The sequence below is a fragment of the Flavobacterium sp. KACC 22761 genome, from assembly GCF_034058155.1.
Classification (GTDB): domain Bacteria; phylum Bacteroidota; class Bacteroidia; order Flavobacteriales; family Flavobacteriaceae; genus Flavobacterium.
Map to the genome: position 1 here is coordinate 3,454,708 of NZ_CP139148.1, position 18,597 is coordinate 3,473,304.

20 protein-coding genes are annotated in these 18,597 nt (G+C 32.3%); 3 read left to right on the forward strand and 17 right to left on the reverse strand.

Going from position 1 to position 18,597, the window contains the following annotated elements; all coding sequences use genetic code 11:
- Positions 1–18: 18 nt before the first annotated feature.
- Entirely contained in the window at positions 19–1,410 is a 1,392-nt protein-coding gene (locus tag SCB73_RS14985; protein ID WP_320567017.1) for a M20/M25/M40 family metallo-hydrolase, read from the forward strand.
- 73 nt (positions 1,411–1,483) lie between these two features.
- Here SCB73_RS14985 and SCB73_RS14990 read toward each other — a convergent pair whose 3' ends face one another.
- The 14 genes from SCB73_RS14990 to SCB73_RS15055 all read right to left on the reverse strand — a co-directional run bounded on the left by SCB73_RS14990 (position 1,484) and on the right by SCB73_RS15055 (position 14,132).
- Positions 1,484–2,158 (reverse strand): YiiX family permuted papain-like enzyme, encoded by a 675-nt coding sequence (locus SCB73_RS14990; RefSeq protein ID WP_320567018.1) that lies wholly within the window; start codon positions 2,156–2,158, stop codon positions 1,484–1,486.
- Between the two features lie 124 nt (positions 2,159–2,282).
- A complete protein-coding gene (locus tag SCB73_RS14995) occupies positions 2,283–3,191 on the reverse strand; it encodes a hypothetical protein (protein WP_320567019.1) in 909 nt (302 codons plus the stop codon).
- A 20-nt stretch (positions 3,192–3,211) separates the two neighbouring features.
- Positions 3,212–4,030, reverse strand: coding sequence for a 3-deoxy-8-phosphooctulonate synthase (gene kdsA / locus SCB73_RS15000; protein ID WP_132990404.1), 819 nt, complete (start codon positions 4,028–4,030; stop codon positions 3,212–3,214).
- A gap of 459 nt (positions 4,031–4,489) precedes the next feature.
- Positions 4,490–5,284, reverse strand: coding sequence for an arylamine N-acetyltransferase family protein (locus tag SCB73_RS15005; RefSeq protein WP_320567020.1), 795 nt, complete (start codon positions 5,282–5,284; stop codon positions 4,490–4,492).
- A 474-nt stretch (positions 5,285–5,758) separates the two neighbouring features.
- On the reverse strand, positions 5,759–6,211 hold the full coding sequence (locus SCB73_RS15010) for a 2-dehydro-3-deoxyphosphooctonate aldolase (RefSeq protein WP_320567021.1): 453 nt from the start codon (positions 6,209–6,211) through the stop codon (positions 5,759–5,761).
- A 98-nt stretch (positions 6,212–6,309) separates the two neighbouring features.
- Positions 6,310–6,987 (reverse strand): lysoplasmalogenase, encoded by a 678-nt coding sequence (locus SCB73_RS15015; protein ID WP_320567022.1) that lies wholly within the window; start codon positions 6,985–6,987, stop codon positions 6,310–6,312.
- A complete protein-coding gene (locus tag SCB73_RS15020) occupies positions 6,984–8,267 on the reverse strand; it encodes a sterol desaturase family protein (RefSeq protein ID WP_320567023.1) in 1,284 nt (427 codons plus the stop codon). Before SCB73_RS15020 ends, SCB73_RS15015 begins: the two co-directional genes overlap by 4 nt.
- 64 nt (positions 8,268–8,331) lie before the next feature.
- Positions 8,332–8,607: an ATP-dependent Clp protease adaptor ClpS gene (locus SCB73_RS15025; RefSeq protein ID WP_095927736.1), complete on the reverse strand. Its 276-nt coding sequence runs from the start codon at positions 8,605–8,607 to the stop codon at positions 8,332–8,334.
- Between the two features lie 36 nt (positions 8,608–8,643).
- A complete protein-coding gene (gene prmA, locus SCB73_RS15030; RefSeq protein ID WP_320567024.1) occupies positions 8,644–9,477 on the reverse strand; it encodes a 50S ribosomal protein L11 methyltransferase in 834 nt (277 codons plus the stop codon).
- A gap of 212 nt (positions 9,478–9,689) precedes the next feature.
- The gene (gene tpiA, locus SCB73_RS15035) at positions 9,690–10,442 is read right to left on the reverse strand and encodes a triose-phosphate isomerase (protein ID WP_008462994.1); all 753 of its coding nucleotides are present in this window, start codon (positions 10,440–10,442) and stop codon (positions 9,690–9,692) included.
- Between the two features lie 50 nt (positions 10,443–10,492).
- The gene (locus tag SCB73_RS15040; protein ID WP_320567025.1) at positions 10,493–10,993 is read right to left on the reverse strand and encodes a TlpA family protein disulfide reductase; all 501 of its coding nucleotides are present in this window, start codon (positions 10,991–10,993) and stop codon (positions 10,493–10,495) included.
- 265 nt (positions 10,994–11,258) lie between these two features.
- On the reverse strand, positions 11,259–12,284 hold the full coding sequence (locus SCB73_RS15045) for a hypothetical protein (RefSeq protein ID WP_320567026.1): 1,026 nt from the start codon (positions 12,282–12,284) through the stop codon (positions 11,259–11,261).
- Between the two features lie 93 nt (positions 12,285–12,377).
- Positions 12,378–13,499 (reverse strand): BT_3928 family protein, encoded by a 1,122-nt coding sequence (locus SCB73_RS15050; protein WP_320567027.1) that lies wholly within the window; start codon positions 13,497–13,499, stop codon positions 12,378–12,380.
- Between the two features lie 90 nt (positions 13,500–13,589).
- On the reverse strand, positions 13,590–14,132 hold the full coding sequence (locus SCB73_RS15055) for a DUF1599 domain-containing protein (protein WP_320567028.1): 543 nt from the start codon (positions 14,130–14,132) through the stop codon (positions 13,590–13,592).
- Positions 14,133–14,390: 258 nt separating this feature from the next.
- Between SCB73_RS15055 and folP the strand changes: the two genes are divergently transcribed.
- Together folP and SCB73_RS15065 are read left to right on the forward strand one after the other, a co-directional pair.
- Entirely contained in the window at positions 14,391–15,215 is an 825-nt protein-coding gene (folP, locus tag SCB73_RS15060) for a dihydropteroate synthase (protein WP_320567029.1), read from the forward strand.
- Between the two features lie 139 nt (positions 15,216–15,354).
- Positions 15,355–15,987: a hypothetical protein gene (locus SCB73_RS15065; RefSeq protein ID WP_320567030.1), complete on the forward strand. Its 633-nt coding sequence runs from the start codon at positions 15,355–15,357 to the stop codon at positions 15,985–15,987.
- 42 nt (positions 15,988–16,029) lie between these two features.
- Here the strand turns inward: SCB73_RS15065 and rlmH are convergent, their stop codons facing one another.
- The 3 genes from rlmH to SCB73_RS15080 form a co-directional block, all read right to left on the reverse strand.
- Positions 16,030–16,503 carry a 23S rRNA (pseudouridine(1915)-N(3))-methyltransferase RlmH gene (gene rlmH / locus SCB73_RS15070; protein ID WP_132990419.1) on the reverse strand — a complete coding sequence of 158 codons (474 nt, stop codon included), beginning with the start codon at positions 16,501–16,503 and terminating at the stop codon, positions 16,030–16,032.
- A gap of 143 nt (positions 16,504–16,646) precedes the next feature.
- Complete coding sequence (locus tag SCB73_RS15075) at positions 16,647–16,949, reverse strand: antibiotic biosynthesis monooxygenase family protein (protein ID WP_320567031.1); 303 nt, start codon at positions 16,947–16,949, stop codon at positions 16,647–16,649.
- Positions 16,950–17,080: 131 nt separating this feature from the next.
- Positions 17,081–18,496 (reverse strand): adenosine deaminase, encoded by a 1,416-nt coding sequence (locus SCB73_RS15080; RefSeq protein ID WP_320567032.1) that lies wholly within the window; start codon positions 18,494–18,496, stop codon positions 17,081–17,083.
- Positions 18,497–18,597: the final 101 nt, after the last annotated feature.

The following is an 18,597-nucleotide window of genomic DNA, read 5'->3' on the forward strand; positions in this document are numbered from 1 at the left end:
AAAAATGCTATAAAAACAATGAAAAAAACGATTCTTTTAACTGCTTTAGTTTTAAATGGATTGACCGCATCGTTTGCACAATCAAATGATGAAAAAAACATTAAATTATTTTACAAAAAAGCTTTAACCGAAGCTAAATGTTATTCTTGGTTAGAATATTTATCAAATGATATTGGAAGCCGCTTGTCTGGATCAAAAGGTGCAGCCGAAGGCGTAGAATACACTAAAAGACAACTAGAAAGTCTAGGTCTTGATAAAGTTTATCTGCAAGAAGTTACAGTTCCTCACTGGGTTCGCGGTGAAAAAGAAACTGCTTTTATCTTAGACGGAAAAGTAAAAACTGCTGTGCCAATTTGTGCGTTGGGAGGTTCTGTTGCAACTCCAAAAACTGGAATTACAGCTGAAGTAATCGAAGTACAAAGCCTTGATGAATTAAAAGGACTTGGAGATAAAGTAAAAGGCAAGATCGTATTTTTTAACCGACCGATGAATCCTGAAAACATAGGAACTTTTGATTCTTATTCAAGTGCTGGTGATCAAAGAAGAAGTGGCGCTAAGGAAGCTGCAAAACTTGGTGCAGTTGGTGCAATTGTACGCTCTTTAAATTTACGTTTAGATGATTTTCCTCATGCGGGAGCTCAAAGTTATGGTGATTTGCCAAAAGAGCAATATATTCCAGCAGCTGCAATTAGTACCAATGGAGCGGAATTGTTAAGCAAAACGTTGAAAGCCAATCCAGGTATAAAATTCTACTTCAAACAATCTTGCGAGACTTTGCCAGATGCTCAGTCGTATAATGTAATTGGAGAATTGAAAGGAACAGTAACTCCTGAAAATATTATTGTTGTTGGAGGACACTTAGATTCTTGGGATTTAGCCGATGGTTCTCATGATGATGGAGCAGGAGTAGTGCAAAGTATGGAAGTGGTTCGCATCTTGAAAAATTTGAACTATAAACCTAAAAACACAATTCGTGTGGTATTATTTATGAATGAAGAAAATGGTGGAAAAGGTGGTGCAAAATATGAAGAAGTTGCAAAACAAAAGAACGAAAACCACATTTTTGCTTTAGAAAGTGATTCAGGAGGTTTTACGCCAAGAGGATTTTCAATCGAAGCTGATGATGCTAACTTTAAAAAACTGCAAGAATATAAAAATCTTTTTGAGCCTTATTTGATTCATAATTTCACAAAAGGACATGCAGGATCTGATATCGAGCATTTAACTTCAAAAACGATTGTAAAAGCTGGTTTACAGCCAGATTCTCAACGTTACTTTGATTATCACCATGCAGCAAACGATAAATTTGATGCCATCAACAAAAGAGAACTTGAACTTGGCGCTGCAACTATGACATCGTTAATTTATCTAGTAGATCAAAACGGAATTGTTTTGCCAACCGCAAACTAAGCTATCGTTATAATTTAAACAAAAAAGCTATGAGTAAAAACTCATAGCTTTTTTTGCTTTTAATAGTGTATTTCTAATAAGTATCGATCACTGTTTTTAATAAATTTGAATCGGCAAGATCTGAAGGAGCAACAACATTTTCTTCCAGCGGAATATTATTTCCATATCTTTCTTTTAATATTTTCTGAACTCTTTCATCAGTTAAATTAAAATCTTTTAGCTTTCTGAGTTTTGATAATTCAATTCCGGCCGCGTTTTTGTAAATCTTCCAAACCAATTCAGAACAATATATTCTATTGTCTGTCCATTCAAAATAAGCATCATATTCTTTGCCGTTAAATTGCTGGCTGTAATCCTTCATTTTCTGCATTGTTGCGGGAGTTAAGATTTCAGTAGTTTTTAATCTCTTTAAAACATATTTATTGTCTTTCCCATGCGTAATCCAATTTTGCAAAGGTGTAAGTTTGACAGGTTGAACGGCTTCAAAAACAAACAAATCTCCGTTTATTTTGTAAATAATGCCACAATGAGAAAATTTAGAATTTGTTGCAATTCGGACAGCCTCGCATTGCTGAGATTCGGAAGTTTGAAATATAATATCACCATCTTGAATTTTATCAAAAACTGCAGTTTCGACTTTTTTTCCTGAAAATGGATTATTCGGGAAAACTTTCATGGCTACAAATAAAGCACAGCCAAAACTCAATATAAAAGTGACTATGAGAAAAAGATATTTTTGTTTTTTCATGTTTAAATTTAAAAAAAAAATAAAAGTATAATTTATTCTTCAGTTTTCATTCGGAATTAACAGAAACAAAAAAGCAGAATCTCAAATGAATGAAATTCTGCTTTTACTATTGTGAATGAATTTTTTAGATTCTAAAAATTCCGCCTACTGCAACAATTCGTTGAAAAAACATAAAGTGTTGTGAAGCTTTATCTTCATTGCTCATTGTTGTTCTGATATCTTTCATGTCGATGTAACCTCCTTTTAATTCACCTTGAAGGTAAAAATGTTTAAAGAAAGTAAAGTTCAAACCTGCTTTTGCAGATACTCCAAATCCAGAAACGTGAAAATCATCATGACGTTCCATTCCTAACAAACTTGTATTTGTTTTCGGGTATAAAACGCCAGCTCCTAAGCCTTCAGTCAAGTTAATTTGAACTTTGTCAATATTTGGCAAACCAAACCATTTCGAAATATCATCAAATCTTGAAACTTCAGTATTAATGTAATTTAAACCATCTGTATGTTCGTACATTAAAAAAGCAGGAGGATATCCCTGTGCTTCACCTTTTGGGTATCCACCTTCAATAGCACCATTTTGAGACATATCTACAGGTGTATTGTTGTATACTCCATTGTAATAAGATCCAGGTTGATCAGCAGGTAAATTGATGTTTCCAGTAACATTGGCAATCTGATTTTGTGTCATTACATATTTCATATGGTCAACTCCAATTGTTACACTGTAGTGGTCACTAAAAAAATAACCCAATCTCAAGTTTGTCTGAGGAATTGTCATGTTCGCCGGATTTATATAATCAACATGATATCCTTTTGGTTTATCATGAGCAGACATGTCAGCAACTGTAAAGTTGTAATCTTTCCCTCTAAAATTTACATCAGATTTAGTGTAGCTTTCTCTATTTCCTCCCCACATTACAAAGAATTTTCCTTTATTATGAGCAGTATATTTTTCTTGAACCGAAATTTCGTTCTGAGCAAAAGTGTTTAGTGAAACACAAGCCAGAAAGAAAAATAAAATTTTTGTTTTCAAAGAACTTAAGTATTATAAATTTAGAATGAGTTAACTGTTTTTCTGATGGCAACTAATTTGTTCATTAAACCTTCAAAATAGTCTAAATGAAGCATATTAGCACCGTCGCTTTTTGCATTTGCAGGATCAAAATGTGTTTCGATAAAAATACCATCAACACCAACAGCGATACCAGCTTTTGCAACCGTTTCGATCATGTCAGGTCTTCCACCTGTAACACCCGCAGTTTGATTTGGTTGTTGCAAAGAATGCGTTACATCTAGAACTGTAGAAGCATATTGTTGCATAGTAGGAATTCCTCTAAAATCAACAATCATGTCTTGGTAGCCAAACATTGTACCGCGATCCGTAACCATAACATTTTCATTGTTGCAGTCTAAAACCTTTTGTACCGCATGTTTCATGCTCTCCGGACTCATAAATTGTCCTTTTTTCAAGTTTACTGTTTTTCCAGTATTTGCAGCTGCAACAACTAAATCAGTTTGACGAACCAAAAATGCTGGAATTTGCAAAACATCAACGTATTGTGCTGCCATATCAGCATCTTCATTCGTATGAATATCTGTTACAGTTGGAACATGAAAAGTTTCAGAAACTTTTCTTAAGATTTTCAAGGCTTTTTCGTCACCAATTCCAGAGAAACTATCAATTCTAGAACGGTTTGCTTTTTTAAAAGATCCTTTAAACACGTAAGGGATCTGAAGATTGTCGGTAATACCAACTAATTTTTCAGCAATTCTAAGCGCCATTTCTTCTCCTTCGATGGCACAAGGCCCCGCCAATAAAAAGAAATTCCCGCTGTCAGTATGCTTAATTTGAGGAATATGTTGTAAGTTCATAAAATTATTTTTTTGCACTGCAAAGGTAGTTATGATTTATGAGTTTCGAATGAAGATTTAAGATAATTTTATGAAGCTAATCCTGCTATCCGTTTCAATATTTCACTCTTAAACTTTTTTTTCCAAAGTCTGTTCAGGAGCTTCCTCCGGTCGCTCTGCCCAGTCAGGAAAAAATAAGTTTAAGAGTGAAATGATTTCCACTGCTATCAGGGCTAAACTTTAGTGGAATTAAAGAATTTCTAAAATCGATACAAAAATAATCAAGTACTTTTTCCATGACAATATTAAAGCATGAAAAGAATCTAAGAAATGATATTTATCATGTTTAAGTATTTCCTTATTTGTAAAACGAGAAGTGTTTTATATTTGAAAGGAATTGTTTACTTTGAGGTTAATGTACTAAGAATCTGGTGGAATTAAGAAAATTAAGTTAATTGTAGATTTCAAGTATCTAAAATTTTAAAAGCCTTTTAAATTAAATTCAGTTTCAAGAACACTTTTCAAGTTTTCATCTTCAAATGAAATGATTTCTGTTTTGCCACTGATTACCGATTTTATGGAATTTTTAAATAATATTTTTTTACCCAATGGGTTTTGTAGAACTACAATTAAGTTTTGGGTAAAAAAAGAATCTGGATGTGAGTAATTATAATAATTAGCAGGTTTAAAATCAATCCACCTTTGTGGAGAGAGATTAAATGAATATAAATTCGACCATTCTTTCCCAACTAAAATTTGAAGAAGATATTCATCATCATCGGTTTTGGTTAAAGTAAAAATATCAGAATCATGCTGAATTTCCTTTCCAATTTCGCTTAGTTTTAAAGGTTCCCGAATGCTATTTCCTCCAAAACCTAAATCAATCAAATATTCTTCGTTTTCAATAGTGGCAATAATACCAAAATGCGTTTTTGCATTTTCTCCCGGATTTACCATTGGCCGCGCTGCAATATAATAATGCGGAATTCCTATTTCTTGAAGTGCCAACGAAAATATTCCATTAATCTGATAACAGTAACCGCCACGATTTTTATTTATAATTTGATCTACAATATCATCACCAGCAAGCGAAATGATTTTGCCAGCTTGAACATCAATATTTTCAAAAGGAACACTAAACAACTGTGATTGCATTAATTTTTTGATGCCAGCAAAATCTAATTCAATTTGTCCCGAAAAATTGATTCGGTCTAAATATTGTTGTAGGTTGAAACTTGGAGCTTCAATTTTATATTGGTTTTTTAATTGTTTCATTATGATTTCATTTGATAGTTTCAATTTCATTGTGAAACTTAAATTCATGTTCATAAAACTCAATGGTTGAGTTTATGTAAAGTTACAAATTCTTTAAGGAGCAAGAAAATCTGTTATTTATTGAAAAAAACTAGTTTGATTTGTTTCTCCTTTCCTTCCATAATTTAATAAAGAATTGGAAGACAATAAGAAGTATTAAAACAATAATAATAAATATCAGACCAAATAAAAGTGCTGCTAAAGGTGTTCCGCATCTGGTTTGATTTGGATGTTCATCAAAATATTTTGAAAAATTATAACTGGCCACACTAAAAGCAGCGATTGAAAATAGTATTTGTGAGAAAATGCTAATCAATGAGACTTTTGCGAAACTCATTTCTATTGTCTTATAAATAGCTCTCGTTCCATAAATAAATTGGAAAATTATCGGCAAAAGCAATAAGATTAGAGATAGTATTCCCAACATATTCTAAATTAATTCTGCTTCAAGCTCAATCCCATCGGAACCATTAATATTCCTTTTTCATAAATATTCAAATAAAGGATAACTGGCTTTTTTTGTCCTTCCCAAGTCAATTCATAAACATTCAGGAATCCAGCGCCCATATCGCTTCTTTTTGTTGGAAAAGGACAACATGTTTCCATGCGTTTATAGGTTATTTTCTCTCCTTTTGGTCCCGCAAGAGCGTTCAAAAAACGGGTTTCGTTTAAGGTTTCATCTTTGGTATTTCGGTAAAAAATATTGATTGGATAATCAGGATCGTAGCCGTATTTTTTATCTTTTGCAAAAAGAGTAATGGCAAACGTATTGTCTTTTTTCAAAATTAAATCAGGAGCATTATCATCAACATTTTTTAGAGTTGATTTTGTGCTCACGCAAGAAACTGTAGAAAATACTAAAATTAAAAAAAAGAGTATTTTTTTCATGGTTTTAAGAGTTTTGGTCATACAAAAGTATCGGCTTTTCATTCACAAAAAATGATTTTGAAATCTTTTTTAGTTTGAAATCAAATCCATATTGTGTTTCAATCGACCTTTTTTGGATTCACTTTCAATATACCAACCGCAATCAGATATTGTGCCACAAGATACGTAAGCATGATAAAAAATGCACTTTTTTCTAATGGTGCATAAAATTTATTAATGGCCAAAATACTATCTGAAACCACAAAAACAATTGCGCCTAAAAAAACATACAGATTTCCGGGTTTCTGCCACATCAAATACCCATTAAAAGCAAACAAAAGCATAATCGAAATCACACTTGCATAAACAATTACCGGAATTTTTAAATCGCCCAAAGATGGAAGCAAAACCGTAAGCATTCCGATTAAGTATAATGCAATTATAACGCTGCCAATTCCAAAAACGATCAAATTTCTTGAGGTTTTTCTTTTAGTTTGCCTGTTGAATAAAATACAATAAACAATATGAGAAATAAGAAACGAAACTAATCCGAGAATGAAATAAATTTCGCCTAATTCTGTGAAAAGCAGGATCACATCGCCAATCCATGAAAAGAGCAAAGCAAGTAATAAAATATTTTTTGTTGGAAATGATCGACAAAAATAAACGCTAAAACTTAACAGCGGAATTAAAATTGGTTTTAAGTATAAATCAAGGTTTTCATATCCTAACAGTAAAACAATTAGATAAATTAGGCAGAAAGCGAGGTAAATTTTAAAATATGTGGCATTTCTCATAAGGCATTCATGGGGTTTGTAGTTTGGGGTTGGTTGTTTTTGAAATCGACAGTCACAAAATAAATTGTAGCTAAAAAAGATAAAGTTAAATAGGTTAAAATAATAGAATTGGCAAAAGAAAAAATGGTATTCAGTCCAAACCAATCACCGTTGAAAACGATAATTCCGATAGCAACGCTTAGACGGAATCCTTCCCAAAAAATGGCATATTTGCTCTTGTCCATTAACTCGCTGTAACTATAAATAGTTGTAAAAATAAAAAAACCGTAGACAAAAATATTTGGCAGACCAATTTTAGCAATATTATCAAACAAATAACTAACAAACAATAATGTTATCAAAACTTGAGTTACCGACCAATAAATCAGCTTTTGAGAGTTTTGTGTGCCATATTTTTCAAAGTCAAATACGTTCTCAATTTTATTTACAGGATATTTTTCTTCAAAATTCTCTGGTCGCCAACCCGTTGGCTTAAACCAAATGGTTAATTTATCTTTCCATTTAGGAGCGCGCCATGCATCTTTTATAAGTAAGGTCAAATGCTGAAAATTAATTTTTATAGGATTCCAAGTATTTGCAGGCCTAGTGATTCCAAAAACCGGCGGAACATCATCTAACTCCGCTTGAAAAGTGCCAAAAAGCTTATCCCAAAAAATAAAAATCTGAGAATGGTTTTTGTCTAAATATTCTGGATTTATAGCATGATGAACACGATGATGCGAAGGCGTCACGATAATATGTTCCAAAAATCCCATTTTGTTGATATGTTTCGTGTGATACCAAAACTGCAAAAACAAATGAAGAGGCAATGTAATGGCAATTACAGAAGCTGGAACTCCTAAAAGCGCCGCGGGAATCAATAAAAACGTAAACAGATTAACCAAACTTGCAATAGGCTGACGCAATGCGCAGGCCAGATTAAACTCTTCGCTGCTGTGATGAATGGCATGTTTGTTCCAAAGAAAATTGATTTGATGTGCTAATCGGTGGCTCCAATAACCATAAAAATCAATAACAAAAAAAGCTATAAAATAGGAGAGAACACTTGGTTCTAAATGCTGCAAAGCAATGTTAGAAACCAGCCATTCATAAGAAAGAAAAGTAACACTCAGCCCCAAAACATCTTTTACCGAATTTGTAATTCCGGAACTGATGCTCGATACGCTGTCAATTAACGGAGCAGTATCATTTTTCTTATAAATGCCGTAGATTTTTTCAAAAATGATTAAGGCCAAAAAAACGGGCATCGCAATGATTAGTATTTTTCCGTATTCTTCCATAAAAAAAGCATTCTATTTTATTCAAATATAGAATAAAATAGAATGCTTTCTAAAAAATTTGCAACTAAACAATTTCGGCGCTAAGGCCAGCTTCCAAAAGTTGTGTGCATTGAGGTTTAAGTTTTTCAATCGGACCTGTTTTTACAGTGCATTTTCCGTTGTAATGTACAATCAAAGAACATTGCTCTGCTTGTTCGGCAGTGTGGTCGCAAACACGCATAAGAGTATCAATTACGTGATCAAAAGTATTTACATCATCATTGTAAACAATGATCTCGTTATTAAAAGCAATGGCTTCTTTTTCGCGAACTCTTTCTCTTACTTTTTCTTTAGTACTCATAGTTTTATTTTTTGTACTTAATTGATTATCAATAATCTAATTTACGTATTTTAAAGATACCCAGTTGTTTCGTTGAAGCTTTTTAACATAAGTTAATCCTTTTTCAATACATGAAGCGTCAATAAACGGAATGTCTTCTTCATAAAAACCACTAAAAAGAATTATTCCTTTTGGGTTCAAAGAATCGACATAAGCTTGCATATCGTTCAATAAAATATTTCTGTTGATGTTAGCAATAATTAAATCATATTTTTTTCCCGCCAATAAGGCAGCATCTCCCTCATAAACGCTGATATGTTTGCAATTATTGCGTTCAGCATTTTCAATAGAATTCAAATAGCACCAGTTGTCAATATCAATTGCATCAATAGGCTCAGCGCCTTTCATTTCGGCTAAAATTGCCAAAATTGCAGTACCGCAACCCATGTCAAGTGTTTTTAAACCTTTAACATCCATTTCTAATAAATGCTGAATCATCATGTGAGTTGTTTCATGATGACCGGTTCCAAAACTCATTTTAGGCTCAATTACAATGTCAAACTCAGCGTCAGTTTTTGGATGAAATGGAGCACGAACATGGCATTTTCCGTCCACGTCAATTGGCTCAAAATTCTTTTCCCATTCTTCATTCCAGTTTACCTGATCGATTTCTTCAATCGTATATTCGATTTTAAACTCTTCAGATTGTAAAATGTAAATATCATCCAGAATATTTTCATCCCATAAATCCTTCTTCACAAAAGCCGAAATTCCGTTTTCTGTTTCTGTAAAACTTTCAAACGCTTTTTCGCCCAATTCAGCCACTAAAATTTCAGAACCCAATTCTTTTGGCTCAATTGTAAAATGATATCCTAAATATATATTCGACATAAATAAAAAATTTTTGCAAAGGTAAGAATACAAAGTAGAAGTTGCCTAAAAAACTAAAAGAACATTCTTAATTTAAGAATAATTTAAAACATAAAAAAAAGCGACACACAATGTATCGCTTTGTATTTTGGTTTGCCACAGATTAAAAGGATTTTCACAGATTTTTTTAACTCAATATTAAAAATCTTTTTAATCTGTGGCAAAAAATAAATTTAGATAGCAGTAACGATAGCTAAGAAATCATCTGCTTTTAAAGCTGCACCTCCAATTAAACCACCGTCAACGTCTGGTTTAGAGAAGATTTCTTTTGCGTTTTCTGGTTTTACAGAACCACCGTACAAAATAGAAACTTCGTCAGCGATATCAGCTCCAAAAGCTTTACGGATAGTTTCTCTAATAAATTCGTGCATTTCTTGAGCTTGCTCTGGCGAAGCTGTTTCTCCAGTTCCGATAGCCCAAACTGGCTCATAAGCCAAAACAATTTTTGACCAAGATTCTTTTGCAATATGGAAAACTCCGTCACGTAATTGATTTTCAACAATATTGAAATGATTTCCAGATTGACGATCTTTTAATTCTTCTCCAAAACAGAAAATTACTGTCATATCATGTTTCAAAGCAGTATCAACTTTGTTTGCGATCAATGCATCAGTTTCGTGAAAAATAGCTCTGCGCTCAGAATGACCTAAAATTACTGTATTAACGCCAATGCTTGTCAACATGTCTGCAGAAATTTCTCCTGTAAAAGCACCACCTTCAGCTTGGTGAACGTTTTGAGCAGAAACGCCGATAGTTGTATTTTTTAATTTTGTCGCTGCAGCTTGTAAGTTAACAAAAGTTGGAGCTACAATTACTTGTGCATTAGTTTTTGCTGGAATTTTAGCAATTAATTCGTTCAACAATTCTTCAGTCTGTGCAGCATTTTTATGCATTTTCCAGTTTCCTGCAACAATCGATTTTCTCATTTTGGTAGTTTTTATTATTCTTTTAATTTTTTGTTTTTTGCGTTAATTTGTTAAGCTTGTTTTAAACTTTTCAAAGCTTCGTTGATTTTATCAAAATCAGTTTCGATAGCACGGTAAAGCACTATATTTCCTTTTTTGTCAACGATGATGTAACGTGGAATCCAATCTAAGTCGATCGCTTTTCCGAATAAGCCTTTCATGCCATCATTCATCATGTAATGATCGCCTTTTAATTCGTGTTTTTCGATTCCAGCTTTCCATTTGTCAGCCGTTTTATCCGCCGAAATAAATAAGTAAGACACATCTGGATTATTGGCTTGTAATTCTTTCACTTTTGGCATTGCTTTTACGCAGTCGCCACACCATGAAGCCCAAACTTCAATAACTAAGGTTTTTCCTTTGTATTTTTTTAAAATCTTTTCGAAGGCAACTTGTTTGTCATTTGAAGCTAATAATTTTTCAGATAATGCTTCTTTTGAAAATTCTTTTTTCTGAGCCTGAGTGCATGAAAAAGTAATAAACGCTATAACGACTAGGGCTAATTGTTTCATATTATAATTAAATTATTTTTGTTAAGTACTGAATTCACAAAGTTAAACAAACAAATGGAATGCCAATTGTTCATTAACAAAATTTGAAGAATCGTTTATTTTGTAACAAAATGTAAAATTTGGGTTAAAAAAGTAAAAATGAAATCGTAATAGTAGAGCCAAAATTCCGATTAATTTTTAATTGCAATTTTTAAAAAATAAAAAACGAGGCAGAATTTTAATTTTATAGCGGAATTTCAAAGCAAAAAAACGTCAGATTTCCAGTTTATCTTTTCTTTTTCAGAAAATGATTATACGCCATTAAAATAAATGGAAATGACACAAAAGTTAGCCAGATTATAAATTGTCTGGGAAAGATTTGATAATAATAATTTAAAAAGAAAATAGTACCAACAAAAAGAAGACAAAACTTAGAGTCTGATTTACTTACTTGTGTATCTGAATATCTATCGATGTGTTGAGTTTTGAGTTCGCTTACTGCGTCAGAATATTTTGTAAAGAAGAATATTTTCCAACTTAGCAGAAAACCAATAAGCATCATAAAATTCTGAATCATGTAAATACTTGAAACACCTAAAAGAAAATATTGAATTGCAATGTAAGTTCCTTGTATTAATTCATTAGTGCTTACAGCATTTCCATAATAAAAAAATCCATGTAAATTATCGATAGCGAAAAAAAACATAATTAAGGAGCTCCAGATGCTCAGGATTAGTTTTTTAGTATCTGATAAATAAGCTTTGCTTAAAGCATTATACAGAGAAAATAAGGAAAGTGAAATTACAATAATCATAAATGTTCGTAAAATGATATTATCAAATCTTGCCAAACCATTATCTATAACCCAATAAATCATGGATATCGAAAGTATTAAGGTTATGCCTTCTGTCATTTGAGGAACAATTTTTTTCTTATTAAATAGTAGTGAAAAAGCAACATATAAAATAAAGAAAACAATAGGCCAAGCTAAAATACTTAGATTTAAAATTTGCGTCAAATCAAATTTTGAATCAGGCGAGATGTGATATAAATAAAGACCTAGACCAAAAGTAGAAATAAAAGAAATAATAGCTATTACAGCAGCTGTTGTCCATGTTTTTGTGATTCTTTTGCTTTCGAAAATAATGCCTGAGATTAATGCCAGAATATGAAGAGGAATCAAATGCACACCATCAGTTTCGTAAAAATTAGAATCACAAATGGCATAACGAATCACAAAGAATATAAATAAAATAAAGTAAAGAATTTTAGAAAACTTGGTAGTTGATTCATTTTTTGGCCTTGAAAACATATTTCTTATTGGTTAATTGTTTATTCAAAAAAAAACGCCAATAAATCTAAAAAAAAGAGAAATATTGGCGTTATTACTATTGTTCGGATTTTTTTAAATACCGTAAGCTACATCGGACAATTTCAAATCATCTACGTCATTGTAGTGTACTTTTTGAACGATAGTTCCTTTATGCAATACTACAATGCTCGGGTTTGCTCTTTCAACTGTTTTTAAAGCTGTTGCGTCGCAGAAATAAAAATCAACATTTAATCCATATTGTTTTTTTGCTTTTGCAATTTCTTCAGGTCCAGAAGCCGTCATCCCAATTACTTTATAACCTTTTGCTTTTGCATCTTGATTTACTTTTTCTAATTTTTTCATTCCTTCAGGATTCGATAAAGCCAGATCATAAGTTACAAAAATCACTAATTTAGGCTCTTGCAATAATTCTGCTTTATAATCAGAATCGTCTTTTGTCATGGTGAAATCATGAATTGGCGGAATATATCCTTCTGTAATTACTTTGTCTTTACGATCAACAAAAGTTGCGCCTTGTGGAATATTCATCAAGTCTTTTTCTGTAAATTCTTTATCTACTCCGTTTACTTTATAGATGAAAATCATTTCTACAACCGATTTTGGTGCACCTTCCGGAATTTCCATTCCTTTCTCAATGTTTGTTCCTACTTTATACGGACGGAAATCTTTAATCGGATTATGATTTAAAACCCAAACTGCCATGAAAACGCATAAAACAATGCTGATCAAGGTAAGAATATTGGTCACCATTTTTGAAAATAATGGTTTTACTAATTTTTTGTTGATGAATAAAATCAAGATAAAGAAAAGTAAAACGACATCTTTTGTAAAGGATTGCCAAGGCGTTAAGTGTAAAGCATCTCCAAAACAGCCACAATCTTTTACCACATCAAAATAAGCCGAGTAGAAGGTAAGGAATGTAAAGAAAACGATCAACAACAATAAAGCCCAAATTGTCAATTTTGATTTATAGCCAACTAAAAGCATTACACCCAAAACCACTTCTAAAATCACTAAAAAGATTGCCAAGCCTAATGCCAAAGGCTCTAAAAATGGCATATTGAAAACGGGTTCGCTAAAATATTCAGCTAGTTTGTAAGAGAAACCAACTGGGTCATTTAGTTTTATTAATCCGGAAATAATAAATAGTACGCCGACAAATAATCGGGAGAATTGGGTGATGATGTTTTTCATAAAAATAAAAATTTTAAAATTTCAAAACTAAAATTCCAAATTCCAACTTTCAATAAAATTTTGGGATTTGCGATTTTTAAAATTGAAATTTTACTTGTTGATTGGGTTTAGAATTAAAGCAAAAACAGAATAATTAATCATATCTTGGTAATTTGCATCTATTCCTTCAGAAACTATTGTTTTTCCTTTGTTGTCTTCAATTTGTTTAACGCGAAGGAGTTTCTGCAAAATCAAATCGGTTAAAGAGCTTACACGCATGTCGCGCCAAGCCTCACCGTAATCGTGATTTTTTGCTTCCATCAAATCTTTTGTCAATTTTACTTTAGCATCATACAATTCAGTTGCTTTTTCAACATCAAGATCCGGCTGATCTACAACGCCAAGCTCTAACTGAATCAAAGCCATAATCGAATAATTGATAATTCCGATAAATTCTCCTTTTTCATCCTCATCCACTTTGCGCACATCGTTTTCCTGCAAACTTCTAATTCGTTGTGCTTTAATGAAAATTTGATCTGTCAAAGACGGAAGTCTTAAAATTCTCCATGCACTGCCATAATCTTTCATTTTGTTAATAAACAAGGTTCGGCAAACCGTGATTACATTATCAAATTCTAGGGAAGTATTCTTCATTTATTGCTGTATATTTGCTTAAATTTTTTCAAAAATAAGGATAATTTTTTTAGAGTTTCAAGTTTCAGGTTTGCTTTGTCCCAAGTTTTTTCTAAACAAAGTGTTAACGGTATAACTTGAAACTAAAATATAATGTTTCAAGTTTCAGGTTTTAGGTTTCAAGTTGATGCAGATTGCGCAAGTTCTGGAACCTGACACGAGGCCGAAAGCCAAACTGGCGAAGCAAACCTGAAACCTGAAACAAAAACAACAAAACAAATGACAATTAACTGCAAAGGCGAACTTATAGATTTATCGATTCCTAAAGTTATGGGGATTTTGAATGTTACGCCAAATTCTTTTTTTGACGGCGGAAAATATAAGAACGAAGACGAAATTATTTCGCAAGTCGATAAAATGCTTTCTGAAGGTGCAACATTTATTGATATTGGCGCCTATTCAAGCAAACCAAGCGCCGAATTTGTTTCGGAGCAAGAAGAAATTGACAGAATTGTTCCTGCAATTGAATTGATTTTAAAGCAATTTCCAAAAGCGTTATTATCCATCGACACTTTTAGAGCCGAAGTTGCCAAAGCAAGTATTGAAAGCGGTGCGGCAACAATAAACGATATTGCTGCGGGAGGACTGGACGATAAAATGTTTGATGTTATTGCCAAATATAATGTTCCATACATTATGATGCACATGCGTGGCAATCCGCAAACGATGCAAAGTTTGACACAATATGATGATATTGTAAAAGAAATGCTTTTTTATTTTTCCGAAAAAGTAAAAAAAGCCAGAAGTTTAGGAATCAATGATTTGATTTTGGATCCAGGTTTTGGTTTCGCCAAAACAACCGATCAGAATTATGAAGTGATGCAAAAAATGGAACTTTTTAACCTTTTAGAATTACCAGTTTTGGCAGGAATTTCAAGAAAGTCAATGATTTATAAAACACTTGATATTACGCCACAAGAAGCTTTAAACGGAACAACTTTTTTGAATACGATTGCTTTAATGAAAGGCGCAAAAATTCTTCGTGTTCACGATGTGAAAGAAGCGGTGGAATGTGTTACTTTATATAACAAATTGTATATTTAATTCACTAGTTTGTCATTCCGAGGAACGAGGAATCTCCACGAGTTGCTCGACAAAGATTGGCGAATTTCTAGACGGAGTTTCTTGCGGTGATTCCTCGTTCCTCGGAATGACCAACTGCATGAAAAAAAACATTATAAATATGAAATACTTTAGCTTAATGATTGCTTTACTTCTTTTCTCTTGTGGAGAAAAAAAAGATGTTTTGCTCCCAAAATCAAACGTTACAATTGTAAAAGACGTACAAGATCATTCACCAATTTATATCTTCTTTAAAACAGAAGGAAAAGACACAATTGCCGATGTCAATCGAAAAAATAGCATCATTTCAACCAATTGGATTTTTAATATTGACAAGCGTCTTCCTTTAAAATTGGTAATTCCTGAGGTAATGAAATTGCAGGAAAAGAAACGCGAAGATAGTGCGCATAAAAATGAAAATGCTCAAAATTATTATTCTTATGCAGATTCAATCGGAAAGAATTTAGCCTTTCTGCCTTTCACGAAAGTGTATTATAATTTGGAAAAACCAAAGTTTGGAGTTGAGGTCTATTTTAAAAAAGATAGCTCGATTTTGGTGGAGGGAATACCAGTTAAAAGAGAAGAGTTGCAGAATTATTTAAACAGTATGGATAGCGACAAACCAAATAAATATATGTTTTCTTTTGATAAGAATCTAGATTATGGAAGTTATATTGATAATAAAATTTTCATCAATACTTTAAAATTTCCTATTCCAGAAATGAACCTAACAAATGAGGAATTTATCTTCTAAATTTTATCCGATTGAACAATTAAACAAATTAACGATTAACCATTATTGATGATGATAAGGTTCATTGCGTAAAATCGTAAATCCGCGGTATAATTGTTCGATAAAAAATAAACGAACCATTTGATGTGAAAACGTCATTAGCGAAAGCGAAACTTTTCCTTGCGCTTTTTTATAAACTGCTTCAGAAAATCCATAAGGACCACCAATTACGTAAACCAAAGTTTTTACGCCTGAATTCATTTTCTTTTGTAATTCTTCTGAAAAACCAACGCTTGAGAAGTTTTTCCCATTTTCATCCAATAAAATCAATTGATCCGTTGCTGAAAGTTTTGATAGAATCAATTCGCCTTCTTTTTCCTTTTGCTGGCTTTCAGATAAGTTTTTTACGTTTTTAATATCCGGAATAATCTCCAAATCAAATTTGATGTAAAACGACAAACGTTTGGTATAATCGTCAATCAAAGTTTGAAGCGATTTATTATCGGTTTTGCCAATGGCGATGAGTTTGATGTTCATTAGTTTAGTTTTTTTGCCACTAATTACACTAATTAGCACGAATTTAATTTTATTTTTTTGTCACAGATTTCACAGATTAACACAGATTAAATTATTTAAACTGAATAAAAATCATTTTAATCTGTGAAATCTGTGGCAAAAAACTATTTTTTATTCTCAAAAACCGTTTCGAAATGCTCTACAATAGGAAACGGTTCATAATAATGATGCAAAATCTTTTTCCATTCCAAATACGCTTCAGAAGTTCTGAAGCCCACTGTGTGATCTTCAAGTGTATTCCAATTAACCAGTAAAAGGTATTTGTTTTCGACTTCAAGACATTTTTCTAAACGATGTCCTAAATAACCATCGATTGATGAAATATATTGACTTGCTTTTGCAAAATCAGCTTCAAATTGATTTGCTAATTCTGGTTTAATGAATAAATATACTGCTTCTAAAATCATTTAAATTCAATTTTATCTGCTAAATCTGCCAAATCTGCGAGAAAAAATTATGCTCTCGCAGATTTTGCAGATTTTGCAGATTTTATATTTATAGTTTGAAATAAAAAAATCTGCGTGCAATCTCACACAGATTAATTTTTAGAAAACTTCGCTTCAAAAGTTTTAAAACGATTATCTAAATCTTTGATCAATTGTTTTTTAACCGATTCATCTTGAATGAAACTGTAATTGATGCTATTGTAAACGTATTTTTTAATCGTTGCATACGAAACATCCTGATATCTTTTAGCCAATAAAACATATTGCTCTGTCATATTGCTTCTTAAAATTCCCGCGTCGTCTGTACTGATTACAATTGGCACATTAAACTCTTTATAAAGTGTAAACGGATGTCTATTTTCTTTTACTTTCAAAATGAATTCGTTGCTCGCAAGATTGATCTCAATCGGAATATTATTTTTAGACATATATTTCAATAAATCATACGAATTGGCTTCATAAGCAATATCAACTCCGTGACCTATTCTCTTGGCGCCTGCCACATAAATCGCATCGTTAATATGCCAAGTCAATTCTTCTGGCTGAACCAAACCTAAAGTCAATTCGCCCGCATGGAGCGTATATTTTACGTCTGGGAATTTAGAATGACAATATTTAAACATCACCATGTGCAACCAATAATCTTTCATAGAATTCTCGCCATGCTCTGGAGAAACGATATTTACTCCAGCAGTCAGTTTACTTTCGCTTGACGAAATAAAAGCAATAACTAGATTTTTGAATAAATCTACCGGTTCCATAAAACGAAGCACAAAGTTTTGATAACGCATGGTGAATTTTTCGTCATCTATTTTTAAGTCTTTGTGAAGTTTAGCTAAGAAATTAGTATTGAAATCTTCAGCATATTTTTTAGCGTCTTTTTTCTGAAGTGATTTATATAATTCATCCAAAAGTTTCAAAACAGCTTTTTCATCTTTTTGAGTTGAAGCCTGACGTAATTTGGAATTAAAATCGGCTAAATCAGAAACATTCATATCACATGGAATTGTTGATAATTGTGTTTCAATATAGCTTACATTTTCAGCAATGGCGCGTTTTTTTAGTTCCAGCATTCCTTCTGCAAAATGACCTTGAATTGTTGGTTCGAATTTCATAAATGAATCAAAAAACTGATCGTCAGAAGGCACAGAACCATTGTAATCTTTGATTGACCAAGTTTGCATAACTTGTTGCTGATAATAATCTAATTTGCCTTCGTTTTTTAGAGAAGAAAAAGTCTGCCAGTTTCCTTTTTCAGGTTTAGTTTTCGAAACTGCCATAGTTTCTATATTCAAATAAAAGTCTTCTGCAATAGCTCTTTCTAAAAGCGGTTCTGCATAAACAGATCCTGAAAAATGATGGTGTAAATCGCCTCCTTTTGGCATTTGTTGAAAGAAAGCTGTTAAGAGAGCTTCATTATTTCTGATTTTTTCTAAATAACTCTCAGCCGATTGAGAAAAGCCGATTTGTGCTATAAAAAAACAGAAAAGCGTAATTATTCTTGTCATACTCTAAGATTAAATTACGCGCAAATATAGGAATTTCTGCGGAAATTTGAAAATTGAAATTCGTTGCGTTGTTTTTTAACGCAAAGAACGCAAGGTTTTTG